The organism is Aquiflexum gelatinilyticum, assembly GCF_024741135.1.
GTDB lineage: Bacteria > Bacteroidota > Bacteroidia > Cytophagales > Cyclobacteriaceae > Cognataquiflexum > Cognataquiflexum gelatinilyticum.
Genome location: NZ_JANSUY010000003.1, coordinates 309551 through 334688 on the forward strand (window position 1 = coordinate 309551; position 25138 = coordinate 334688).

A 25138-nucleotide genomic window follows, 5' to 3' on the forward strand; every position below is an offset into this window, starting at 1 on the left:
TGAGGAATAATGGGAATTGAGGAAATGGGGGTAGAGGTGGTATTGATTTTTGGGTTAGTGGTTTTGCTGGTTTGGTCGAATGTGACCGTGGCAAAGAGCACAGGTATGTCGAAGATTCAGGCTTGGGGGTTACAGTTTATTTGGGTCTATCATTTCCTGTTTTCTTTTGTTTTTTACTATTACCTTCAAAAAAACGGAGGCGATGCGATCCGTTATTGGGATTTGACTGCGGACCTTTCCCAAGGAGCTTCTACTTGGTGGGAACATTGGGGAAGGGGGACTTTCTTTTTGCAGTGGTTCAATTTTGTGCCTTCCAAGGTTTTTGGTCTGGATTTTTTGTTTGGGAATGTGTTGTATGCCTGTATTTCTTTTTTGGGGATCCGGGAGATTTATTTGGTCGGCGTGAAGTATTGGCCTGAAGCTTCTCCCAAATGGATGGAATGGGGCTGGATGGGTTTGTTTTTCCTCCCGAACCTTCATTTTTGGTCTTCGGGGGTAGGCAAAGAAGCCTTTTTGATTTTGGGATTGGGTTGGGCAGTACGGGGCTTGGCAGATTTTCCGCGACATTGGATACTGATGGTATTTGGGGTATTGCTTTCTTTTTGGGTACGTCCCATTTCAGGTCTGGTATTGGGTTTGGTGGTATGGCTTGGTTTGTTGTCTGAGAAGCGGATTTCTGTTCTTTACAAGACAGGTTTTAGTTTAGTGATTTTGTTCGCTGTTGCCTATGCTGTTGAAAGGATTTTTGTGGCGATGCATTTGGAGGAGATTTCCTTGTCAGCCTTGAGGCAGTTCAGTGCTGGGCAAATGGAGTTTTTACGGGGATTTGGCGCTGCTTCAGAAGTTCCTATGGAGGAATATTCCTGGGCTGCCAAACTATGGACTGTGTTATTCATGCCAATTTGGACAGACATCCGGGATTTTTGGGATTTGGCGGCAGTTATGGAAAACATTTTGGCTTTCCTTCTCCTGTTGGGTCTGGTATTTGGTTTGGCTTACTGGTGGTTTACAAAAATCAACATGGATATTCCTGGGGTTTTGAAATTGGGTCTTGTCATGGCAATTTTGATGGGAATTGTATTTTCTCTGACATTAAATAATCTGGGAATCATGATGCGGATGAAAAGTACTTATATGTTGCTCTGTTATTTGGCAGCTTGGAGGGTTATTTATTCGGCGAATAAGTCATATTATTGTATCTCCTGAAATTTTTGGTTAGAATATAAAATTTTATTTCGTTTGGAAAGGCCCATTTTTACTATATCCTTAGACTTCGAGCTTCATTGGGGCAGGTTTGACAAATACCCCGTGGACAAATGTTTAACCTATTATTCAGAAACAAGGAAAGCCATTCCAAAGATGCTAGCCATGTTTGAATCCTATGGTGTGCATGCCACATGGGCTGCTGTTGGGGGATTGATGGCAGATAATCTCGAGGAGTGGCGGTCCTACTCACCTGATTTGAAGCCCACCTATGTTCAAAAGGATTTTTCGGCATATCATTGGGTGGAAAGACAGCAGCAGCTTTATCCTGAAACACTTTTTGCCCCTAAATTGGTAAGGGAGATCATCCAATCCAAGGGTCAGGAGTTTGGCTGTCATACCTATTCCCATTATTATACCTGTGAAAAGGGACAGCAATTGGAGCAGTTCAGGGCGGATTTGAAATCCTGTCAGCGGCTGGCATTGGAGAAGTTTGACATGAAGGTGGAGACTTTGGTATTTCCAAGAAATCAATATGACCATGAATCGATCCTTGTGGCTTCAGAAGAAGGGTTTGGTACGGTGCGTTCCAATCCGGAGGATTGGTTTTGGCGGCATACTGAGAGAAGGAGTTTAGTAAAGAAGCTTTTTCGGACCGGCGATACTTTGATTTCAATGGGGAAAGACAGTTTTTATCCATTGTCTGCTGTAGAACATAGTAATAATCCGGTGCTTTTGCCGACTTCCAGGTTGTTACGACCATTTGTAGGTAATAAGATGACTCATCAGCGCAGGATATCAAGGATCAAATCAGAGATGCAGCGGTCCGCAGAAAAGGGTATGGTGTACCACCTGTGGTGGCATCCACATAATTTTGGACATTTTACGCAGGAAAACCTACATTACCTCCAAGAACTTTTGGCATTTTTTCAACAGCTTAGGGATGCCTATGGGATGGTTTCTCTGAACATGAAGGAAACAGCAGGTTTGGTCAGGGGGAAGTGAGTTTAGTTTTAATGGTCAACAGGAAATAGTCCACGGTCCATAGTCCATAGTCAACGGTCCACTTACCACAGTCCACCGAAATATCAATTGTAATTCATACCAGGTAGTAATTGGATTGGGGTAATTGAGGAAGTTCTGATATTTTGTATACTGGGTTTGTATCTGGACTTTACTTGGAAGAAACATAGGTTATATTCCAACTCTTGGGTAATTTTTAAATGAAATTCTATAAAAAAGGAGCTTTTGCTTCAATATTTGTTTTGAATCAAGACTCTAAGATTTTTATAAACTTAATAATGGATATTTAAAGATAGATTGTGGGTTTGGTTCGAATAATTAAAATGCATATTGTTATTTTCATATATTCAACACTAATAGTTTAAAATAAAGAAAATAATTAACGGAATTAATAAAAAATACCCTGATCAGGGTATTTTTTTTTGCTAGGTCTTTTTATACTTTTGATACGGGTGATTAAGCGACTTTTCGCATTGATTTTTTATCGAAAGATTTCTAAACTAGGTAGGGATTGTCTAAAGAAAATTTTTTAACCCTACTTTTTTTGTTTTAGGTTTATTCACCGCAAAGGATTCAATGGTTTCGGAAAGGGTGGATGGAAGGTTTTTCTTTTTTACCACATAGATCACAAAGACCACATGGTTTTTTATTTTTTACCATATAGACCACATAGTTTTTTCTTTTTTACCACAAAGACCACAAAGACCACAAAGACCACATGGGTTTTTCTTTTTTACCATATAGACCACAAAGACCACATGGTTTTTCTTTTTTACCACAAAGACCACAAAGACCACAAAGACCACATGGGTTTTTCTTTTTTACCATATAGACCACATAGATCACATAGACCACATGGTTTTTTCTTTTTTACCGCATAGACCACATAAACCACATTGTTTTTTCTTTTTTACCATATAGACCACATAGACCACATAGTTTTTTCTTTTTACCACAAAGACCACAAAGACCACATGGTTTTTTCTTTTTTACCACAAAGACCACAAAGACCACAAAGACCACATGGTTTTTTCTTTTTTACTATATAGATCACATCGGCCGCATAGGCCACGTAGTTTTTTTCCTGTGGTTCTGCGTAGGAATTAAATTTAGGTTTACCTGATTCCTGTGGGTTGTTTTAGCATGAAGAGCAGGAGAAAACTTTCACCCGTGGGTAGGTAAATTCAAAATGGGGAATTTATTACCATATTTACTTTATTTATTTATATTTGAAGACTTATCGACCCCGCTTATCATCTATGAAGCAGCTTCTCATTTGGATTGTTTTCTTATTTTTAGCAGTTTCCTGTATCAGCAATAAGAGGATTACTTACCTTCAAAATCTTCCGGAAAATGAACCGATCGAATTGGATCAGTTTATTCCCTTTGCTGAGGTAGAATATCGGTATATCCTTCAACCCTTTGATATCGTGGATATTGATTTTGCCTCTTCTAATGAGGAATTGACCAAGGCATTTGAGTTTCAGGGTTCAAGGTCTGCAAGAGGCGGTGGTGGCGGTGGTGGAGGTGGTGCCGGCGATATCTTTTACTTTACAGGTTATTCTTTAGACCAAGAAGGTTATATCCTGTTGCCAAAGATCGGTAGGTTGAAAATTTCCGGTCTCAGTGAAGAAGAGGCGAGGGTTAAGGTACAAGAAGAAATCAGGGCTTATTTCAAAGAAGAGGTTTTTGTCAAGTTGCGGATTGGCGGGATCCGGTTTACAGCTATGGGAGAATTCAGCAGTGGAGGACCTATGGTGATTATGAAAAACAGGGCAACCATCTTTGATGCCATCTCTTTGGCGGGAGAGACAAATATTTTGGCAAGAAAGAACAAGCTGTTTTTGATTCGTCAATATGATGGGGGGACAAAAATCCACCAAATCAATCTGAACGACAGGGCTTTGTTGGCTTCTCCATACTATTTTATCCAACCCAATGATATTTTATATTTGGAACCAATGAGAATCAGGCAGATAGGCAATGCGGATAATTTTTCACAATCTTTGGGATTGATCGTCTCCGTCACTACTTCTCTTTTGTTGATTTTTGCGCTAATCAGGGGTAATTTATGATAGACGGGAAGATTGACATATCGAAGTTTGAGCAGGAAGCTAAGCCTATTGACATCAAGTATTACCTGATCAAGTATTCGCGTTATTGGCCTTTATACGCCACCTGTATATTCATTGCGATGGTTTTGGTTTTTTTGTTTCACCGCTATTCGGTAGAAGAATACCAAGTGCAGGGCAGTGTGCTGATCAAGCCAAAAAATTCTCCTGAGGTGCGAATTCTGGACAGATCCAACATTTTTTCCGGAAGTAATAACCTTGAAAATGACATCCTGTTGTTTACATCTAAAAACCTGGCAGAGGAAGCATTGAAAAAATTGCACTTTGATGTCAGCTATTATGCCTCGACCAATATCAAAGAAGTAGAGTTGTATGACAAGTCACCGATCAAAGTATTGGTAGATTGGGATGTACATCAGACTGAAGGAGGGACAGTCCATTTTACCATGGTTTCTGATACCGAGTTTACCTTGACCAAGGAGGATAAGGCCTTTTTTGATTTTTTCAATTCAAAGAATAATAGGCCTTTGGATGAAGCGATTTTGAATAAAACCTACAAGTTTGGCGAGGTGATCCAATCGGATCTTTCCAAGTTTGTCATCCACCAAAACAGGGACATGGAGGAGGGAGACAAGCTTTATTTTATAATCCATAACCCTGTGGATGTATTGGACAATTATTCAAGGGCGGTAACAGTTAGGCCGATCAATAGCTTGGGAACTGTCTTGCAGGTATCGATGGTGTCTCAGGTGGTAGAAAAGGGAAGGGATTATGTGAATGCCCTGATGGATTCCTTTATAGATTATGACCTCAAGGAAAAGAACAGGATTTCAGAAAACACCCTGCGGTTTATCAGTGATCAGATGCATATTCTGGAAGATACTTTGAAGATGGTCGAAAGTTCTATGCTGAACTTCAAGGTAGACAATAAGCTGATGGATGTGAACTCTGAATTCGGCGGGGTTTTGGGCAATATCCAAAATCTTGAAGACCTGATTCAGGACATTGAGTTTGAATTGAGTTATTACAAGTCCCTGCAGACCTACCTCGGTAACAAGACCAAAGATTATTCCGATATCATTGCTCCATCCATAGTAGGCTTGAGTGACGGGTTTTTGAATGGATTGATTCAAAGTCTGGTTGGGGTATCTATGGAGAGAAGGAAGTTGTTGGCAGTGGTCAATGAAAACCATCCCAATGTGGTGCAATTGGATGAACAGATCAGCAAGCTTAGGGAGAATATTTTTGAAAATATCAACAACTTGGTTTCGAATACGGAGCGCAGGAAGGCAGAAGCCCAAAAAAGACTCAAAGAGTTGGATGGAGAGTTTGCCAAATTGCCCCAGACAGAATCCGATTACACCAAGATTTTGAGGCAGTTTAAGTTGAGGGAAAACCTTTATAATTATCTTTTGGAGAAAAGGGCAGAGGCAGGCATTGCGAAAGCTTCAAATATTCCGGACAATTCGGTATTGGATTATGCCCGAAGGGGAAGTTTGATATTTCCAAAGAAGGCTCAAAACTATGGTTTGGCATTGGGACTTGGATTTTTTATCCCCTTGTTGTTTTTGTTGGCTTTTCATTATCTCAACAACAGGATCATGGATCAAATCCAATTGAAGAATGCAATTAGGATACCTTTGTTGGGCACCATCGGTTTGAGTAATAAGGATACCAATATGATCGTAGCCGAATTTCCAAAAGCCATGGTTTCGGAATCCTTCAGGTCATTGAGGTCAGCCTTGTTTTATATTGCAAGTGAGAAAAAGTGTAAAAAAATTCTGGTCACTTCTTCGGTATCCGGAGAAGGAAAGACTTTTATCAGTCTTAACCTGGCAGCCGCAATGGCACTGAGTGGCAAGAAGACGGTTTTGATAGGGTTGGATTTGAGGAAACCGAAAATCGCAGATTATGTGGGCGTAGGCAATAAGGTAGGACTTTCCTCCTATTTGGTAGACCGGTCAACCAAGGAGGAAATTGTCATTCCTACCAAATATGAGAACCTGTATATAGTCCCTTCCGGACCTATTCCGCCCAATCCTGCTGAATTGTTGCTTAAAGACAAGATGACTGAGTTTCTGACTTACCTGGAAGGTGAATTTGATGTAGTGGTGATGGATACTCCTCCTATAGGTTTGGTGTCGGAAACAATGGATTTGTTACGTTTCTCGGACGTAAACCTGTATATCATCCGCCAAGACTATACCCACAAAAAGTACCTGCTGATGATCAATGACCTTTATGCCAATGATCAGATTAGGGATTTTTATGCTGTTTTCAATGGCATGCGGGCAGGAGGAGATATTTATGACTTTGGAGGTTATAATTATGGCTACGGCTATAATTATTCCTATATGAGGAAAAACAAATATACCGGCAACTATTACGAAGACGATGATTCCAAGAAGAAACCGTCCCAATGGCTCGATAAACTTATAGGGAAGTTTAGGGTGTAAGGTAGTGTCATGCTGCGTGTAGCAAGGCATCTCAGGGGAAGACTTAATTGTTGTCTGCTACGCGTTGTTAGATGGGGTTAATTGGTTATTTGGTTAGTGGTTATTTGGTTAATTGATGTCAGGTTGTCTGTTTCGCGTTGTCGGGTTTTTGAAAGGGGTTGATTGGTTATTTGGTTATTGGTTAATAGTTAATAAGTTACGTTTATAAGAGTGGTTACCCTAGGGGGGAATCAAAGAAAAAGCCCTTGAGACTTAGTCCCAAGGGCTTTTTCTATTGCCTGAATTGATTGACTCATTTCGGTCAATCATTTTTCTTACCGTCTTTTTTGGCTTTCTTTTCAGCCCTTTTTTCTTTTAGGTTTTTACCAGGCTTCTTTTTCTCTTCCTTTTTTACAGTTTTTTCTTTTGACATGGCTAGTAAATTTTATAAAAGTTAGCTGTTAATCCGCAATTCTCCAATGAAGCAGTTAAGGATTATTTTTAATGACTACATCAAATGAGAAGAACCCTGTTTTAATCGGTTGAAAGTCTTTAGACTACCTTGTCAATTACCCTTTCCAATTTTTGTTGGACATCCAATGCTAATGGTCCGATGCTGCTGTCTCCCATGCTTCCCATGGCTGCCACCGGATCTACGGCAGATATTTCGATGTCCCCATTTGAAAGTTCCCGCAAGGTGACATTACAGGGTAAAAGGACACTCATGTGTGGGTCTATGGTCAGCACTTTGTCGGCATAGACAGGATTACAGGCACCTAAAATCAGGAAAGGCTTGTAGTCTTTGTCCAGTTTCTTTTTCATGGTGGCCTGAATGTCTATTTCTGTCAGGACGCCGAAGCCTTCGGATTTCAACGCTTCGGTGATTTTTTCTTTGACAGCGAGGAAGTCCTGTTTTGGGAGTGTTTTTGAGATATGGAAAGTCATGGATCTGTAAAGTTGATTTGGTTAAAGTTAGGGATATATACCTTTTAAAAAGGTGATAATTGTTACTTGGGGAAGGGTTATATGAATGAGTTGATGGATTTTATCAATCTTTCGGAGCCGCATCCTCTTCAATCACATCCTGCTCTACAGTAAATACAATGTCGTCTTTTGATTTGGTTTCACCCGTGTAAAAATTATGGACGCCCAACATAAAAGCCACAATCAAAGCCCAAGCAAGGTTGCGGATGGATTTCCAAACGGGTTTTAAGAATTTAGCCACTAGGTTCATCGGATTCGAATTTAGGTAATTTCCAAAGCTAATTATCATTTAAAAAAATATACCACTGTTTTTTCTGCCAAAAAGGCTTACAATCCATGTTTTTAAGTCAGGAAAAGATCTTTTCCTCATTGACATCTGAATCCTTGCATGGGGTTTTTCCAAATCCTTTTTTTGCTAAAATTATTTGGTTAGGGACATAATTTTTCACCGAATTCATAAGGGAGCAGGAATAGTAAACAGCACTTAACATTCTTTCACACTTTATAATTTTTAGCCAGGCAACGTCTGAGTAAATTTTCAGGTTCCGATTTTTGAAAACCACACAAACTCTTGGAAGAATCTGAAATCATAGCAGGTTGCATCAGGAATCAGCCTCATGCACAACGGTGTCTCTTTGACAGGCATTATAAGCGGACCTTCCATGTGGCGATGCGGTACCTAGCCAACTACCATGATACCGAAGATGTCCTATCGGTTTCCTACACGAGGATTTTCAAAAATATAAGTCATTTTGAAAATAGGGGAGAAGGGAGTTTTCAAAAATGGATCAACACCATCGTCATCAATGAAGCGATCAGGTTTTTGAAAAGCAAAAAAGCACTTCTTTTCCAAGAAGATGAAGACCTGCTGACATTGAATGTCAGCTTTCCGGATAGCAGCGATTTGCTCGATGCAGAGGAGGTATCGCAAGTAGTGGAATCGATGCCCAAAGGTTACAGGACTGTTTTCAATTTATTTGCCATCGAAGGATATTCGCACAAAGAAATAGCTGAAATGCTGCAGATCAATGAGAATACCTCCAAATCCCAACTCAGCAAAGCAAGAAATTATATGATTCTCAAATTAAAAAAATCAAGCCATGCACTTAAATGAGATAGATGAAATCATCAAAAGGAGTTTGCAGGATTCCGAAAGGAAGTCTGACGATTTTGCAATGGAAGCCAAACTCAGGATCTGGGAAGCCATCGAAAAGCCCAAGAAAAAATCCGGTTTGTATTGGGGACTTGTACTGGCAATGGCGGCAGCGGTGTCCTTTTTTCTTATCTCTACTTTCCTGTTCCTGAAATTACAATCCAAGCAGGAGGAACTTGTAGCGTTGAGAACAAATACATCCACCGAAACTCAACCGGATATAAAAACCAGTGAAAGCCTTCCAATAGATGAAACAACCAAATCAGAAACTCAGACCATAGTCATGAATGAACCGGTTCCTGATTTGAAAAGGGAGAAAAGTAATTCCCAGCAAAAGACTCCAGTCAAAAAGCAAGTCAAAGAAGATGCAGCAGAAGCAACAGTTCCGGAAATTGCAATCCCGCACGATTCAGTCACCGAAATGCCCACATCTGATATAGAAATTCCGGAAGTAGAAATTGCTGAACTTAAAGCTGAATTGATTTCATCGGATGAAACCAAAGAAGAAAATCAAGCCATTCCAAAAACCAAAACTCCTTCAAAAATTCGGTTTAGGTTTGGAAACAGTGAACCATCCTATAATTCCAATAATTCGCTCGCACTCACCATCAAATTTTAAACTAAACCAACTATTTTATGAAACCTTCCTTACGATTACTGACTTTGCTATGCCTTATGAGTTTCCAGTCCGTTTTTGCCCAAAGACCTGGAGGTCCACAGGATACCATCTATTATCATGGAAATGAGAATCTGAACATCTACATCCTGTCTTCCGATTACCACAAGCTGACCAAGGATGACCAACTTCAAAACATCCTGCTTGACTTCCAAAACAAGTTAAAGGAGATCAAAAACATGGTTCCTTCGTCCTCATCATATAAAATCGAATACCAATACAATAGCAAAATTGAAATCCTGAAGAGCGACAGAATTGCAAGTTTTACCATTTCAGAGGGTAAAAGCCTCAAGCAAGATTTTCAGAACCAAGCACTCATCACAGATCCGGGGAGCAGGTACCATGTGAATATTGGCTTTGATGGCTTGGAAACTTTGGTCAATGCGGATTTTACTCAAATCATTGGAGAAATCATCGCTGAACTTCCCGAAAAAGACAGGTACCTGAGGTATCTCGAATACCAACCTGAGGCAACAACAAACAAAGCCAAATTGATCCAAAACAGGCCTTCAGGGTATCTTGACATGCTGAGTTTGCAGGCCGGGGTCGGTGCCAATGTCTACAGAAGTAAATTTTTGACAGATATTACCGGGGAATTAAGTCTGCAACTTAACCAAAAAGGCATTTTGAGAAATCAGATTTATGTGTCCAATAACCTGATGTTTTCATTCGATGAGTCAAATTCGGCGGTGATCAACAATTTTACCAATATTGGATACAGAAGAAATTTTTCCAATCAAAGAGATAAGCCTAATTGGCTGGGAGTAGAATTCGGCACACTTACGAAAAGGAGCGGGGATATTTTTCAACCCAATACCATGCGGTTTGGATTTAACTGGAAAGCCGCAAAGCACATCACAGTTGCACCGCAGATGTATTTTGATGGATTTTTCAAAAATGTCAGTCCGGGATTCAGGATAGGAATTGGGCTATAAGAATTGCCTTTGTTTTTTGTAAAATGGGATTTTTACCAATTCCAACCTAAAGGAGAAAATGATGTTTTCTCCTTTATTTTTTACCATACTGTGATAATTTTCCGATTCCTGCGTCTAATACTTTTAAATACCAAATTCATCATGGAGTCAGATTCCAAAAAATCATTTGTTTCATTGATCCAACAAAACCAAGGGATTGTAAACAGCCTTTGCAGGCTGTATGCAACTTCCAATGAAGAAATGAAGGACTATCGGCAGGATGTGATGCTATCCCTTTGGAAAGGATTCCCTAAGTACAGAGAGGAATCAAAAGTCAGCACCTGGATTTACAGAGTTGCCCTCAATACACTGATATCCATCTACCGGAAAAAGAAGCAGGTTTTAATTACTGAGCCATTTTCAGAATCCATTGAATCCATCCATTTTCAGAATAGCGGTTCAGATGATGACCTATTGGTCTTGCAGCAGGCAATCGGTTTTCTCAAACCATTAGAAAAGGCTTTGGTCATCCTCTATCTGGAAGGATACGACAATAAGGAAATTGGAAAAATTCTTTCCATAAGTGAATCCAATGTCAGTACCAAGTTGAACAGGATCAAAACCCAACTCAAAAAAACAGTAAAAACCTTACAAAATGAATCTAGATAAGCTAAAACCAACCTGGGAACAATTCAAAGTCATCCATGCAATGGATGAAATGGATGAGTCCGACATTCTTTCCTGCCTTGAACCCAAAAAACAGGAAACCCATTTCAGGATTTCCAAAAGGATTGCCCAGAATGCATTGGTTTTTTCATTCCTAATCATGACACTCAGTGGAGGTTGTTCCATCTAAAATTAACCTGATGCTCCATTACATTCATTGGAGCCACGATGGCAGCATTATCGATCTGGGGTTTTATGATTTGAGAGTTTACTCTATGCTTTTTGCAGTGGGTTTTCTGATCGGATTTGTCCTGTTGCAAAAGCAATTCAAAGAGGCCTCCGTACCGCAAGAAAAACTCGATAAATTGTTTGTTTTCGCCATTATCGGCACCGTAGTGGGAGCTAGGCTAGGGCATTGTCTTTTTTATGAATTTGAGTATTATTCCAAAAATCCATTGGAAATATTTCTTCCCGTCCGGTTTTATCCGGAATTTGAATTCACAGGATTTTATGGACTGGCAAGTCATGGAGGCGCTATCGGGATATTGATCGCTGTATGGATTTATAGCAGGAAAGAAGAAATTAACATTTATTGGATTTTGGATAAAATAGCTTTGGTAATTCCATTGGCCTGCGGTTTTATCAGATTGGGGAACCTGTTCAACTCCGAGATGATCGGCAATCCTACCACTGTACCTTGGGCTTTTGTATTCCAAAGGATTGATGACATACCAAGACATCCGGGACAACTGTATGAAGCAATGGCATATTTTACCATCTTTATACTTTTGAATTTTTATTCCAAAAAAGTCAAAAAAGGAGATGGGTACCTGTTTGGTCTTTGTGTGGTGCTTTTATTTTCAGCGAGGTTTTTCCTGGAGTTTTTGAAAATCGATCAAGTAGGTTTCGAAGCTGAAATGTTCATCAATATGGGTCAGGTACTGAGTCTTCCTTTTATAGCCGCAGGTGTGTTATTGATGAAAATAAAAACAGTAAAATTATAAGCTAGGCGAATAGATATGATAGTAAGAAAATTTTTCATCGGTAAGATTTTAACCCATCGAATATTCTTTAATAGGATATAAATGTTGTTTTTTCTATTTTCACATTTTGAGACAATAGAAAAACAAATATGAAAAAACACAACCTGATTAACCTCTTATTGCTGTTCCTGATTGCATTTTCGGCGCAGGCACAGGAAGCACTGTTTCGTGCCCAACAGATCGTTTCCCCCGAAATCCACGATGACCAATCGGTGACTTTCCGGGTGTTTGCTCCGGATGCCAAATCTGTTCAGATCACAGGAGATTTTCTTCCCACTGTAAAAATGGAAACCCAATTCGGACCAATGGATGGACCAGGAAAAGCTGATCTTGTCAAAGGTGAAAACGGCGTTTGGGAATACAAATCTGCTCCTTTGAGTCCGGAATTGTATGGGTATTCCATCATTGTCGATGGCTTTACCACTACCGATCCCAACAACCCTTTTCTGATCAGGGATGTGGCATCAGTGACCAATATCCTTATCGTAGGCGCAGGTCAGGCAGATTATTACAGGGTGAAGGATGTTCCCCACGGTACAGTTGCACGCAGGTGGTATGATTCTCCGGGACTTGGGATGGACCGTAGGCTGACTGTCTATACACCTCCGGGGTATGAAACTTCAAATGAAAAATATCCTGTTCTTTATTTGCTACACGGTGCCGGTGGTGACGAGGAAGCTTGGATTGCATTGGGCAGGACAGCCCAGATTTTGGACAATCTGATTGCCCAAGGAAAAGCCAAGCCGATGATTGTTGTGATGCCAAACGGTAACGTCATTCAGGATGCAGCGCCAGGTGAAGGAAAAGATGGTTTTTACAAGCCGGTGTTTATGGCGCCAAGAACGATGGACGGAGGCTATGAAGCTGCTTTTATGGACATCATCAAGTTTGTGGAAAGCAGCTATCGCGTCAAAGCTGATAAATCCAACCGTGCAATCGCAGGCTTGTCCATGGGAGGATTCCATACCTTGCATATTTCAAGGTATTTCCCAAATACTTTTGATTATATGGGTTTGTTTTCAGCGGCCATCATGCCGCGTGAAGATGCCACCGGGAAAGTTTACAGCGATTTTGACAATACATTGACTGCCCAAATGAAAAACGGATATAAGTTGTATTGGATTGCCATCGGCAAAACTGATTTCCTATATAAAGCCAATGTTGAGTACAGAGAAAAGTTGGATAAGATGGGAATGAAGTATGATTATGTCGAATCTGAAGGTGGTCATACCTGGAGAAACTGGAGGGTTTACCTGACCCAATTTGCTCCGCAGCTATTTAAATAATTGTCGATTTTTGAAATTAGAACGCAGCCGGTAAGGCTGCGTTTTTTTTTGTCCTTTTGTTTCTTGTTTCGCCCTTTCAGGCCTGAAATGTTAAAAGTATTAATTTAAAGAAAACAGTGGGATGGAATGATTTAAAGAAATGTTCTCTTTTAAAAAATTGCTATTTAAGCAACTTCCAGCCATTTTTGGATGATTTCTTGGATTTTGGTTTCATCTTCCAGAATTTCTTGCATGGATGTAAATCTGATTACTGCCCGGTCGTTTGCAGCCCATTTTAGCAAACCGGAATCTTCATTGATCAGCTTTTCTTTTGGCAAATCTCTTTTCTTTGCACCCCGATGCAGGACCAGTTGAATACTGTCTTTTTTGGGAGAAAGGTTATATGTGATCTTGTCTTCGCCTTCCAGACAAAAACTCGGTGCATTCCATTTGATATGTTCGGTGAGATCGGGATTTGCGCTGAAAATGATTTCCCTGATTTTGAGGATTTCAGGTTTTAGGGGATGGTCTAATTGATCCAAGTAAATCAGGACCGGATTGGAAGACTCGGTTTTCATGGGTTTTTGGTTTTGAATACCTCAATGCAATAAGAGGATATTGAGCTGATTTTATTTTCCGAATCAAATTGATAGACATCGCAGGCGGAGATTTTGGAGACCGTTTTGCCTTCCCGGATAAATTCACCGAGACCAATGATTGCTACTTTTCCATTTTCTTCAATGGTTTGGTGGATTTTGAAATCCGTGCTCACAGATTGGAAATAGGTGGCGATATTTTGGCAATGGGTTTTTACCATTTCCTTCCCTTCGAGGGTTTGTTCTCCGATGATTTCCCATCGGATATTGTCTGCCATATATTCAAATACTTCAGCAAAATTTCCTAGAGAAAAGTCCGAAGCAATCTGTTTTTGAGTTTGATTCATAGTCTCCTATTTTATTTTCAATCAGGTAAAGTTTCACACTGAAATCCATGTTGAATAAATAGGGCAGGAATATGTTTGATATCTTCCCAACTTCCTTTGACCCTCAAAACCTTATCGCAATCGACCAAGTCGAAGTTTGCCATGATATCAATATAGCTGTTGTGGACCAATGCCAACAATTCTTCTGCCTCAGCTTCTGTTTGAACATTGGTTTTAAACACTTCTATGATTTTCAAGTTCCTAAAAATTTTGGTCAATGTCATTTTCCTTTTATTTTCTCAAAAAATCAAATGCTCCTTTTCTGAGGTTGATGCCATATTCGAGGTAGGCTTTGAGACAGCATAGGAAATTAGTCCAGCCTTCTGTATTTCCCATCAGCCATTTGATGCCGGATGGATTAGTGGGTCTTTCCTTTTCTTTGATTGTCACAAGGGTATCATTGTCTTTTCTGGATTCCAGAATTATCTCCACCAAATGGTCAAATGTCTCAATTTTCCAACTGAAAATGATCAATTTATCTGTTTCGATTTTCTTGACCTGGATAGGATCAGTACCTTCAAATTCCGGAAAACTCCAAAAGACAGTTTTTCCTTCCACCATTCTTCCGGAGCTTTCAGAGATAAAATATTGGGTCATATGTTTGGGATCCACAATGGCTTCAAAAACCTCAGAAACAGGTTTTTGAATCTGTAAAGCGACTTTAATGCTCAGTGTATTTTCCATACCACTCGGTTGGTTTAGGTATTAAAATTCAATCCCTCATCCGATAATGCCTGCCTCAGTATTGGAATCGAGGAAGGCCCGATTCCGTGGAGTTTCAGAATCTCGGATTCCTTGTATTTTGCCAAAATTGAAAGTTCTGAGATTCCTTGATTTTCCAGAGCCCTTCTGGCCGGAGCTGCCAATTTTGATATCCAGCCCGACGGTTGTTTCTTGGTTTTTTCACATTCTGGGCAAACCGGACAATCACTGGTTTTATAAAATCTATGGCCTTTTGGACATGTTTTGAACATGGATTTTTTGGTAATTTTCAAACAAATCTGGCTTACTTGGCTAAAGCTATTAGAGGCGCCAAAAGGAAAAATTAACTGGCTGGTTCAGTGCAGGCAAACATCCAATTCACGCCGAATTTGTCCACGCAGCTTCCAAAATAATCTCCCCAAAATGCATCCTCCAATTCCATGGTGACCACACCACCGGCCGAAAGTGCTTTAAACAGTCTCTCTGTTTCAGACCTTGTGTCCGGTTGTAGGTTGATATGGACATTGTTACCCATTTCGACCTTGAATCCCATGAATGCAGGTGAGTCCGAGCCCATCAATAGATGACCTCCGGTTATTTCCAAAGCGACATGCATGACCAGGTATTTGTCTGCCTCGGGTAATGGCGGCATGTTTTCCATTGGGGGCATATCTCCAAAGCGGGAAATACCTCCGATAAATTCTCCACCAAAGATTGATTGGTAAAAATTGAATGCTTCCTCCGTTTTGTCAGGAAAGTTGAGATAAGTGCCTACGCTTGCCATAGTTGTGGGGGTTTAGGGTTTATTTATGATTCACATATTGATTTGAGTTTTTCCAATGCCTTAGGATAAGTTTCCTCAAAGTAGGATTTGAATTCTTCATTGGAATCCAGGTCCACAGTTAGCAAGGTTTTCCCATTTTTCGCCTCATATGTATAATTTTCCAATGCTCCTGCCCATCCCTCGATTTCCGGTCCGGAGGTAATTTCCTCTCCATTATTCAGAATTCCAAGATGTTCGATTGAGACAAATTGGTTTTTGATGTTTTCTTTGATCCTGCTGACCATACCGCCTTCTTTTCCATCTTGGTCGGTGCCAACAAATACTATTTTGGAACCTTTGTCCCAAGAACCTTCAAAACGGGAAGTCGGATTGAACACTGCTGTCCATTCCGAATAGGATTTGTCTCCAAGCATGGTATTGTAAACCTTATCAACTGGTGCGTCTATTTCAATTTTGAAATTGAGCCTTTGTGGACCGGATTGGGATTCTGCGTGTTTTTTGAAATTGTTTAAAATGGTCTGCCAGCCTTCTTTTTGGAGCTCGATGGAGTTGGTATTTTCAGCTTCAAAATCTTCCTTGACCATTGTCCCTTCGCCCTGGGATTCAAAAATGACCGACATTTTTCTGCCGTCTTCAAGGATGGAGGATATTTTTTTGAATTCTTCCACTTCGGTATGGTTACCCCCAAAGTCAAATCCAAAACTTCCATCTTTTGCCTCCATTCTGGAAGAAAACTTACCTCCCGCTTGAAGGTCATTTTCAGCACGTGGACATTGCCAATCTTCAGATGCAAAGTTCCATTGGGTAATATGTTCGGGTGCCGTCCACATGTGCCAAACTTGCTGGACCGGGGCATTTACATAAGTTTCAATTGAAATAACGGTTTTTGGTAAGGAGTTCATAGTTTGTGGTTTCAGGGATTTTAGTATGAATAAAGATGTAAAGTTAGTGCTTGAGGTTAAAAAAAACATGTATAAAAACGACAATCAAGGGGTGATTTGCGACAGGTTTTCTATATTTAAATCATGATAAAAGTTTCTATTCTCGTTCCTGAAAATTCGGTTTTGCAGGCCATTGCTGACCCTCAGTACTGTTTCAGTGCTGTCAATCAGTTTTTATCCCTTTCGGGAAAAGAGCCATTATTTGAGGTAAGTCTGGTCGGAGCAAAAAAGGAAATTAAGCTCAACGGAGGAAGTTTTTCAGTTTTTCCTGATACCCTGATCGATCAGGTCAGGAAGACTGATTTGGTAATTATTCCGGCACTCTTTGGAGATATGAAAGCTGCTCTGGAATCCAATAGGGAATTGATTCCATGGATAAGCGAACAGTATAATAAAGGTTCTGAAGTTGCTTCATTGTGTGTAGGTGCATTTTTGCTTGCTTCGACAGGATTGTTGGATGGCAAAAAATGTTCAACCCACTGGGGTTTTGCCAATGAATTCCATGAAATGTTTCCTGAGGTGGAGGTTCAGGATGGCAGCATCGTCAGCGAAGAAGGGGGGATATATTCAAGTGGGGGAGCTAATTCCTATTGGAATCTTTTGCTTCATCTCGTAGAAAAATATTCTGATAGAGAAACAGCTATCCTAGCTGCAAAATATTTTGCTATCGATATTGACAGGAACAATCAATCTGCCTTTTCAATGTTCAAAGGACAAAAGGACCATAAAGATGACTTGATCATTAAAGCTCAGGATTACATAGAATCCGTGATAGATGAGCGGATCAGTGTCGATGAACTTGCTGCAAGGGTAGCATTGGGAAGGAGAAGCTTTGAACGGAGGTTCAAACAGGCTACGAGAAATTCAGTCTTGGAATATATTCAAAGGGTGAAAATGGAAGCTGCCAAGAGGAGTTTTGAGGGGAGTAGAAAAAATATCAATGAGGTAATGTTTGAAGTAGGTTATACAGACAATAAGGCCTTTCGATCCACTTTTAAAAAAATAACCGGATTGACCCCGCTGGAGTATCGAAACAAATACAACAAGCTTTCCTTGGCGTAGCTTGGTTTTAATTTTTGGTAATTCAATAAAAAATCCCGGTCAAAAAAGCTGACCGGGATTTTTATTTCATATTGAATTTAGAAGTTTAACTCAAAGACTGATTTTCTCTGCCTGACAGTTCGAGAATCTTATCAAACTCTTCCGGTGTAAGGTCTTTGAAGAAATAGTTGACGGGGTTTACAAACCTGCCGTCTTTCATGATTTCATAATGGACGTGTGGTGCTGTAGATGAACCGGTATTTCCCACTGTTCCAATTAAATCACCTCTTTTTATTTTTTGGCCTTTTCTGACTTTGAATTCATTCATGTGCGCATATCGGGTGACAAAACCGAACCCATGGTCGATTTCAATGTGCTTTCCATATCCACCAAAAACTGTTTTCACCGCTACCACCACACCGTCGCCTGTAGCATATATGGGAGTTCCTTTTGGTGCTGCAAAATCGACACCTTTATGCATTTTCCTCACTTTAAGGATAGGGTGGATTCTCATGCCATAACCTGAGGCAAGCATGTTTAGATTTTCATTTAAAATAGGTTGGATCGCCGGTACAGAAGCCCAATATTCTTCTTTTTTGTATGCCATGTCGGTCACTTCATCATAGCTGATGGATTGGACGTACATTTTTCTTTTCAGGGCATCCACTTTTTGGGAAAGTGAGACAACAAGGTCTTCCTGTTTGAGTCCTTTTTCTTTGATTTCCTTGTATCTGTCAGAACCGCCGACACCTGCATTCCTCATTTCATCGGGAATCGGTTCTGATTCAAAAATGATCCTGTACAGGTTGTCATCTCTTTGCTGAAGGTCACCCATCATGTGGTTGAGTTTGTTGACTTCCCCTTCAAGCAATTGGTAATAAAGGGTAAGTTCTTGATTTTCTTTCTTCAACATCAGCTCTTTTGGGCTTTCAAAAAAATAGTTGAAGGAAATCAACATGACAACGGCAATTACTGAAGCGAGTGAAAAGAATCCAAGGGAATTGAGGGCAATATCCCACTTGCTTCGCTGGTAGCGCTCGTATTTGCAGGTTTTGGGGTCGTAGTAATATTTTATTCTACTCATTACGGATTGCGAGGTAAATATTCTAATTTTGTGCCCCTGTGGCAGTTGGGTGATAGCGTGTTGGGGACCACAAATATAGTAAATAAAATAGATAATCCGAAAATAGTCAATAGGTTAGATGAAAGCCAAAGAAATCCGAAATTTATTTATTCAATTTTTTGAGTCCAAAAAGCACCATTATGTGCCCTCCTCACCGATTGTGGTCAAAAACGACCCAACACTTATGTTTACCAATGCCGGCATGAATCAGTTCAAGGATTATTTTTTGGGAAATGAAGATCCCAAATTCTTGAGAGTGGCCAACAGCCAAAAATGTCTACGTGTCTCTGGCAAGCACAATGACTTGGAGGAAGTGGGTGTGGACACCTACCACCATACCATGTTTGAGATGTTGGGCAACTGGTCATTCGGAGATTATTTCAAAAAAGAAGCAATTGAGTGGGCCTGGGAATTATTGACTGAAGTCTATCAATTACCAAAAGACCGGCTTTATGTTTCTGTTTTTGGAGGAGATGCGGGTGACAACTTGGAAAGGGATATAGAGGCTTTTCAGATTTGGAGCAAAATCCTTCCTGAAAGCAGGATTATTTTTGGTAGCAAAAAAGACAATTTTTGGGAAATGGGAGATACGGGACCTTGTGGACCATGCTCCGAAATCCACGTTGACCTCAGGTCAGATGAAGAAAGACAGAAAATTGACGGATTTGATTTGGTCAACAATGACCACCCTCAGGTAATCGAGATTTGGAACCTTGTTTTTATGCAGTTCAACAGGGTTGCTGATGGGAGCCTTAAAGAACTTCCTGCCAAACATGTAGACACAGGAATGGGGTTTGAAAGGCTTGTGAGAGCAATCCAAAACAAATCTTCCAATTATGATACCGATGTCTTTACACCTTTTATTCAGGCAGTAGCTGCCAAATCCGGGAAGGAATATGGAAAGGATGAAAAAATAGACATTGCTATGCGGGTGATCGTAGATCACATCCGGGCGATATCATTTACCATTGCTGACGGTCAGCTGCCTTCCAATAACAAAGCCGGATATGTCATCCGAAGGATTTTGAGAAGGGCAGTAAGGTATGGATATACTTTTCTGGGTTTCCAGAAACCGTTTTTATATGAATTACTTCCTTTGCTTACAGAGACTTTTGGGGATATTTTCCCTGAAGTAGCCGCTCAACAGGATTTTATTGCCAAAGTGATTATGGAGGAGGAAAACTCCTTTTTGAGAACCTTGGATAATGGATTGAAAAAACTTGATCAGATCAAAGAAGAAATGGCTGCTTCAGGTCAGGCTGTAATAGAAGGAAAAGTCGCTTTCGAACTGTATGATACTTTTGGATTTCCGCTTGACCTGACTTCTTTGATTGCTCGGGAAAATGGTCTGTCAGTAGATGAGAAGGGTTTTGCTATTGAGATGGAAAAGCAAAAAACCAGGTCTAGAGCTGCTGCAGAGCAGGAAACCGGCGATTGGGTTATGGTTGGAGAAGACGAGGGCGTGGAATTTATAGGTTATGATTATCTCGAATCCCAAAGCAGGATAATCAAATACAGACAGATCAAGGATAAAAAAGGAGACAGGTTTCAATTGGTGTTGGACAGGACACCGTTCTATGCCGAAAGCGGCGGACAGGTCGGAGATCAGGGTATATTGCAATCTGAAATTGAGAATATCAAAGTCCTAGATACCAAAAAGGAGAATGACCTCATTGTTCATTTTGTGGATAGGTTGCCTGTCAAACCTGAGGCTTTATTTGTTTCCAAAGTGAATGGAGAAAAGCGGAAGCTGAGCATGAACAACCATACTGCGACTCACTTACTCCATGCCGCATTGAAGCAAGTATTGGGAGACCATGTTCAACAAAAAGGATCTTTGGTCAATGAGGAAATCCTACGGTTCGACTTTTCCCATTTTGCGAAGCTAACTGAGGAAGAAATCGCTCAGGTAGAAAGTATAGTCAATACCAAAATCAGGGAGAACATTTCTTTGAATGAGCAAAGAAATGTCCCTATCGCTGAAGCCAAAAACCAAGGCGCAACTGCCTTGTTTGGAGAGAAATATGGAGATTTTGTAAGGGTAATCACTTTTGACAGGAATTTTTCAGTTGAACTCTGTGGCGGTACACACGTATCTTCCACAGGCGTGATCGGTTTGTTCAAGATTGTTTCCGAAGGGTCAATTTCAGCTGGAGTCAGAAGGATAGAGGCGATTACAGCTGACGCAGCTGAAGCTTATGTCAATGACCAGTTTCAATTGGTGAAAGAAATTCAGGAATTGTTGAAAAATCCCCGGGATGTCAAAAAATCCATTGAAGCCCTTATTCAGGAACGTAATGAATTAAAAAAGGAACTTGAATCTCTTCATACTCAACAGGCTGGAGCCCTCAAAGAAGAATTGATCCGTGGTATTGTGCAAGTGAATGGGACCAATCAGGTGGTTGCAAAAATATCCTTGCCTTCAGCAGACGCTTTGAAAAAACTGGCATTTGAGCTTAAAAACGAGGTAGACAATGTTATTGCTGTTTTGGCAGCAGAGATTGATGGAAAACCACAGTTGGCGGTTTTGATCAGTGAAAATCTGGTCGCAGAAAAGTCGTTGAATGCAGGGTTATTGGTGAGGGAATTGGCAAAAGAGATTGATGGTGGGGGAGGTGGACAGCCTTTCTTTGCCACTGCAGGAGGAAAAAACCTTGCAGGGTTACCTGGAGTCCTTGTCAAGGCAAAGTCACTTTTGGCAGGAATTTAAGAGAAATAGGAGGTTCCTAATTTGGTTTTGGTCTATTTTGAATCCAATTTTAGGGCGATTGTAATACAGAATAAAAGAGAAAAGATGCTTTCAGCAGAAGTCAAAAATAAATATGAATTGGTCATTGGACTGGAAGTACATGCCCAGTTGCTAACCCAAAGTAAGATGTACACTTCTGATTCTACGGAATTTGGAAATCTACCCAATACACATATTTCAGTCATTACCCTTGGCCATCCCGGTACACTTCCCAAAGTAAACCGAAAAGCAGTGGAGTTTGCCATTAAGATGGGTTTGGCATGTGATTGCGAAATTACAAGGCATAATATTTTTGCAAGGAAAAATTATTTCTATCCTGATCTTCCAAAAGGATATCAAATCACTCAGGATAAAAACCCTATCTGTGTAGGAGGAAATGTACCCATCACCCTGCCTGATGGGAGCAAGAAAACTGTGGCACTGACGAGGATTCACATGGAAGAAGATGCGGGAAAGTCAATGCACCTTGCAGGTGAAGTAGATACCTTGGTTGATTTTAACAGAGCAGGGGTTCCTCTAATCGAAATCGTATCTGAACCAGATATGCGCTCTTCCGACGAAGCCTATGCTTACCTTGCCGAAATCAAAAAACTCGTCAAATATCTTGATATCTGCGATGGCAATATGGAAGAAGGCTCACTCCGATGTGACGCCAACGTCTCCGTGAGATTAAGGGGTGCTGCCGAATATGGAAAAAAAGTGGAAGTCAAAAATATGAATTCCTTCAGGAATGTGGTGAGGGCGATTGAACACGAATTTGAGCGTCAGGTGGAAATGGTGGAAGCCAATATTGAGATCATTTCTGAGACGAGGACTTTTGACGCATCCACAGGATTGACTGCAAGTATGAGGACCAAGGAAGACCTGAATGATTACAGGTATTTTCCTGAACCGGATTTGAGCCCTGTGATTGTATCAGAGGAATGGTTGGAAAGTGTAAAAGAATCCATGCCGGCTTTGCCACGAGAATTACACTACAAGTTTATAAACCAATACGGCTTATCAGAGTATGATGCCGGAGTGTTGACTGACAACAAAGAAATAGCACTCTATTACGAGGAAGTTTGTCTAAACACCAAAAATTATAAAGGAGCAGCCAATTGGGTGATGGGTCCTGTGAAATCCTACCTGAATGAGCTTACCCTGCATATTTCTGATTTTCCGATTTCTGCCAAAAGCCTTGCGGAGCTGATTGCCATCATTGACGAAGGGAAAATCAATTTCTCTGTGGCTTCACAAAAAGTATATCCTGAAATGTTGCTCCACAAGACAAAACGCCCGATAGAAATCGCTCAGGATTTAAATCTTATTCAAGAAAGTGATGAAGGTTCTCTGATGCCGATTATAGAAACGGTATTGTCCGAAAATGCTTTGAAAGTGGAAGAATACCGTTCCGGGAAAAAAGGATTGATGGCCATGTTTATGGGGCAGGTGATGAAAAAATCCCAAGGTAAGGCAGACCCAAAAGTTGCCACAAAATTACTGACTGAAATACTTGAAAATTGATATGAAAAATCCATTTGTTGCTTCCTTATCTTTCCTGTTTTTGCTTTTGGTGATGGCCTGTGGTCAAGAAAGCGAACAGGAATTTGATGGTTCTGTAAAGGTTTCAGGAGTGGTTAAAAACGCTCCCGAAGGAAGGATAGAGTTGTATAAGTTTGTGAATGAAAGCACAGAAATCATCGGAGAAATACCAATGGGGTCAGGAGGGGATTTTGAGTATGAACTCAGCCTTGAGGGTCCTGCATTTTTTGAATTACACTTTATGAACCAAAAGATTGTCAAACTGGCTCTATTTGCTGAGGATGTGGAGGTTTTTTATGATTTCAATGATGAAGCAAGCCTTAAGGTAGAAGGGTCGGAAGATTCTCAAAATCTCCAAAAAATTGAGGCGTTGACTGCTGAATACCAAAAGACCTTCAATGAATTGAATACTGCCTATTTTGAAGCCATGAGCAAAAGGGATCAGGAAGCGATCAAATCCATTCAGACCACTGCCATGAACCTTGAAGTGACCCAAGGCCAAAAGGTGAAAGAAGTTCTTACCGGTATGGAGGGGAGTTTTGCCACGATGGCTGGGATTTCCATGCTCAATATCAAAAATGATTTTCAGTACATTGATGAGTTGGTGGCCGGATTGAATGAAAAATATCCCAATACCAAGATGATTCAATCACTGATGAACCAGTTAGACGATATGCGGGCATTGTCTATCGGTCAGGTAGCACCTGAGATTTCTTTGCCCAATCCTAATGGAGAACTTATTAAACTGTCTGATTTAAGGGGAAAGTATGTTTTGATTGATTTTTGGGCAGCTTGGTGCAGGCCCTGCAGGGAAGAAAACCCCAATGTGGTAAGGTTATACAACCAGTATAAAGATCAAGGTTTTGAAGTATTCGGTGTGTCATTGGACAGAACCAAAGAAGCCTGGGTCAAAGCAATTGCCGATGATAACCTTACATGGACGCATGTATCAGACCTAAAGTATTTCAATTCAGAAGCAGCTGCCATCTATCAGATCAATGCAATTCCTGCCACTTATATGCTTGACCCGGAGGGTAAAATTATCGGGAAAGATTTGAGAGGAGCGAGTTTAGAAAATAAGCTGAAAGAGATATTTGAATAAAGCCGGTGATTAATCCGAAAGGAAGGTTTGATAATTGACTTCTCTTCGGAATTAATTGATATTTTTTACCGACTATACGATCTAACTTGATAAAAAAAGGAAATTTCAATTAGATTTGTACAGGCTTAAAAAACGCGATTTTTACAAGCAATTGCAAAACAAGCCATTCAAAAATCAAAAAATCTATTTTGAAATTTGAACGAAACCTGATCATAATTACCCAAATTCTAACAGTCTATTAAACTAATCAATTAACTAAACATGAAAAAAAGAACCGCCAAATCAACGTTAAGCAGGGTGCTGACAATTGCCTTGTTTGGTTTGCTTGCTCTTGGAGCTTGCAAAGGTAAAAAGAAAGTCGTGGCTGCTCCCGAGCCTGCGCCTGTAGAAGAGGTAAAACCAACGCCGCCACCGCCGCCACCTGCAGGGCCTTCTGCTGAAGAAGTAGCTGTTGGAAAACTTGAAAATTACTTTAACAGCATTGCCGGATCTTCAAATGTAGATGCTGCCAACAGGACAATTCAGGAGGCAAAAGGTATGTTCTCCAATGGATCTACCCCCGTTTTGATTGTGATTCACGAAGCCAATGGCATTAAAGATTACGATGAGCCTACCACGATAGAAAATTACCTTAACTATCTGAAGGACACCAAGAAAAACCTAAACTTCATTTCTGATATCAGACTTGACGGAAACGGTAAAGTTTCAGAATTGGAATTGCGTCGTAAAAAATAATATCCACCGAAAAATCACGAG

The 25138-nt window shown here is 40.4% G+C and carries 26 protein-coding genes; 16 read left to right on the forward strand and 10 right to left on the reverse strand.

What is annotated here, in order from left to right:
- The first annotated feature begins 9 nt into the window (after positions 1-9).
- From NU887_RS07395 to NU887_RS07410, 4 genes are all read left to right on the forward strand, one after another.
- Positions 10-1206, forward strand: coding sequence for a hypothetical protein (locus NU887_RS07395; RefSeq protein ID WP_258422735.1), 1197 nt, complete (start codon positions 10-12; stop codon positions 1204-1206).
- Between the two features lie 33 nt (positions 1207-1239).
- A complete protein-coding gene (locus NU887_RS07400) occupies positions 1240-2208 on the forward strand; it encodes a polysaccharide deacetylase family protein (protein WP_258422736.1) in 969 nt (322 codons plus the stop codon).
- Between the two features lie 1277 nt (positions 2209-3485).
- A complete protein-coding gene (locus NU887_RS07405) occupies positions 3486-4301 on the forward strand; it encodes a polysaccharide biosynthesis/export family protein (protein ID WP_258422737.1) in 816 nt (271 codons plus the stop codon).
- The gene (locus tag NU887_RS07410; RefSeq protein ID WP_258422738.1) at positions 4298-6754 is read left to right on the forward strand and encodes a GumC family protein; all 2457 of its coding nucleotides are present in this window, start codon (positions 4298-4300) and stop codon (positions 6752-6754) included. The genes NU887_RS07405 and NU887_RS07410 overlap by 4 nt, the downstream gene beginning before the upstream one ends.
- A 531-nt stretch (positions 6755-7285) precedes the next feature.
- Here NU887_RS07410 and NU887_RS07415 read toward each other — a convergent pair.
- Both NU887_RS07415 and NU887_RS07420 read right to left on the reverse strand, forming a co-directional pair.
- Entirely contained in the window at positions 7286-7678 is a 393-nt protein-coding gene (locus NU887_RS07415) for a DUF302 domain-containing protein (protein ID WP_258422739.1), read from the reverse strand.
- 103 nt (positions 7679-7781) lie between these two features.
- The gene (locus tag NU887_RS07420) at positions 7782-7967 is read right to left on the reverse strand and encodes a hypothetical protein (RefSeq protein ID WP_258422740.1); all 186 of its coding nucleotides are present in this window, start codon (positions 7965-7967) and stop codon (positions 7782-7784) included.
- A gap of 321 nt (positions 7968-8288) precedes the next feature.
- Here NU887_RS07420 and NU887_RS07425 point away from each other — a divergent pair, with 321 nt between their 5' ends.
- The 7 genes from NU887_RS07425 to NU887_RS07455 all read left to right on the forward strand — a co-directional run bounded on the left by NU887_RS07425 (position 8289) and on the right by NU887_RS07455 (position 13455).
- Positions 8289-8831 carry an RNA polymerase sigma factor gene (locus NU887_RS07425; protein WP_258422741.1) on the forward strand — a complete coding sequence of 181 codons (543 nt, stop codon included), beginning with the start codon at positions 8289-8291 and terminating at the stop codon, positions 8829-8831.
- On the forward strand, positions 8818-9489 hold the full coding sequence (locus NU887_RS07430) for a hypothetical protein (protein ID WP_258422742.1): 672 nt from the start codon (positions 8818-8820) through the stop codon (positions 9487-9489). Before NU887_RS07425 ends, NU887_RS07430 begins: the two co-directional genes overlap by 14 nt.
- A gap of 17 nt (positions 9490-9506) precedes the next feature.
- A complete protein-coding gene (locus tag NU887_RS07435) occupies positions 9507-10481 on the forward strand; it encodes a hypothetical protein (protein WP_258422743.1) in 975 nt (324 codons plus the stop codon).
- A 141-nt stretch (positions 10482-10622) separates the two neighbouring features.
- A complete protein-coding gene (locus tag NU887_RS07440) occupies positions 10623-11129 on the forward strand; it encodes an RNA polymerase sigma factor (protein WP_258422744.1) in 507 nt (168 codons plus the stop codon).
- Positions 11116-11316, forward strand: a complete 201-nt coding sequence (locus NU887_RS07445) for a hypothetical protein (RefSeq protein WP_258422745.1) — start codon at positions 11116-11118, stop codon at positions 11314-11316. Before NU887_RS07440 ends, NU887_RS07445 begins: the two co-directional genes overlap by 14 nt.
- 10 nt (positions 11317-11326) lie before the next feature.
- Complete coding sequence (gene lgt, locus NU887_RS07450; protein WP_258422746.1) at positions 11327-12130, forward strand: prolipoprotein diacylglyceryl transferase; 804 nt, start codon at positions 11327-11329, stop codon at positions 12128-12130.
- A gap of 128 nt (positions 12131-12258) precedes the next feature.
- Positions 12259-13455 (forward strand): esterase, encoded by a 1197-nt coding sequence (locus NU887_RS07455; RefSeq protein ID WP_258422747.1) that lies wholly within the window; start codon positions 12259-12261, stop codon positions 13453-13455.
- Positions 13456-13619: 164 nt separating this feature from the next.
- Here the strand turns inward: NU887_RS07455 and NU887_RS07460 are convergent, their stop codons facing one another.
- The 7 genes from NU887_RS07460 to NU887_RS07490 all read right to left on the reverse strand — a co-directional run bounded on the left by NU887_RS07460 (position 13620) and on the right by NU887_RS07490 (position 16804).
- Positions 13620-14012: a DUF1801 domain-containing protein gene (locus NU887_RS07460; protein ID WP_258422748.1), complete on the reverse strand. Its 393-nt coding sequence runs from the start codon at positions 14010-14012 to the stop codon at positions 13620-13622.
- The gene (locus tag NU887_RS07465) at positions 14009-14377 is read right to left on the reverse strand and encodes a nuclear transport factor 2 family protein (protein WP_258422749.1); all 369 of its coding nucleotides are present in this window, start codon (positions 14375-14377) and stop codon (positions 14009-14011) included. Before NU887_RS07465 ends, NU887_RS07460 begins: the two co-directional genes overlap by 4 nt.
- Positions 14378-14394: 17 nt before the next feature.
- Positions 14395-14640, reverse strand: coding sequence for a hypothetical protein (locus NU887_RS07470; RefSeq protein ID WP_258422750.1), 246 nt, complete (start codon positions 14638-14640; stop codon positions 14395-14397).
- Between the two features lie 7 nt (positions 14641-14647).
- Entirely contained in the window at positions 14648-15100 is a 453-nt protein-coding gene (locus NU887_RS07475) for an SRPBCC domain-containing protein (RefSeq protein WP_258422751.1), read from the reverse strand.
- Positions 15101-15114: 14 nt separating this feature from the next.
- Positions 15115-15390 (reverse strand): helix-hairpin-helix domain-containing protein, encoded by a 276-nt coding sequence (locus NU887_RS07480; protein WP_258422752.1) that lies wholly within the window; start codon positions 15388-15390, stop codon positions 15115-15117.
- A gap of 71 nt (positions 15391-15461) precedes the next feature.
- The gene (locus NU887_RS07485; protein WP_258422753.1) at positions 15462-15902 is read right to left on the reverse strand and encodes a VOC family protein; all 441 of its coding nucleotides are present in this window, start codon (positions 15900-15902) and stop codon (positions 15462-15464) included.
- A gap of 23 nt (positions 15903-15925) precedes the next feature.
- Positions 15926-16804: an SRPBCC domain-containing protein gene (locus NU887_RS07490; protein ID WP_258422754.1), complete on the reverse strand. Its 879-nt coding sequence runs from the start codon at positions 16802-16804 to the stop codon at positions 15926-15928.
- 123 nt (positions 16805-16927) lie between these two features.
- Here NU887_RS07490 and NU887_RS07495 point away from each other — a divergent pair, with 123 nt between their 5' ends.
- A complete protein-coding gene (locus NU887_RS07495; protein WP_258422755.1) occupies positions 16928-17905 on the forward strand; it encodes a GlxA family transcriptional regulator in 978 nt (325 codons plus the stop codon).
- Between the two features lie 85 nt (positions 17906-17990).
- On the opposite strand, the gene NU887_RS07500 is transcribed toward NU887_RS07495, so the two are convergent.
- Positions 17991-18968: a peptidoglycan DD-metalloendopeptidase family protein gene (locus NU887_RS07500; RefSeq protein WP_258422756.1), complete on the reverse strand. Its 978-nt coding sequence runs from the start codon at positions 18966-18968 to the stop codon at positions 17991-17993.
- 118 nt (positions 18969-19086) lie between these two features.
- On the opposite strand from NU887_RS07500, the gene alaS reads away from it, so the two are divergent.
- From alaS to NU887_RS07520, 4 genes are all read left to right on the forward strand, one after another.
- Positions 19087-21717 (forward strand): alanine--tRNA ligase, encoded by a 2631-nt coding sequence (alaS, locus tag NU887_RS07505; RefSeq protein ID WP_258422757.1) that lies wholly within the window; start codon positions 19087-19089, stop codon positions 21715-21717.
- An 84-nt stretch (positions 21718-21801) separates the two neighbouring features.
- On the forward strand, positions 21802-23262 hold the full coding sequence (gene gatB / locus NU887_RS07510) for an Asp-tRNA(Asn)/Glu-tRNA(Gln) amidotransferase subunit GatB (RefSeq protein ID WP_258422758.1): 1461 nt from the start codon (positions 21802-21804) through the stop codon (positions 23260-23262).
- A 1-nt stretch (position 23263) separates the two neighbouring features.
- Positions 23264-24382: a peroxiredoxin family protein gene (locus NU887_RS07515; RefSeq protein ID WP_258422759.1), complete on the forward strand. Its 1119-nt coding sequence runs from the start codon at positions 23264-23266 to the stop codon at positions 24380-24382.
- 261 nt (positions 24383-24643) lie between these two features.
- Positions 24644-25117, forward strand: coding sequence for a nucleoid-structuring protein H-NS (locus NU887_RS07520; protein ID WP_258422760.1), 474 nt, complete (start codon positions 24644-24646; stop codon positions 25115-25117).
- Positions 25118-25138: the final 21 nt, after the last annotated feature.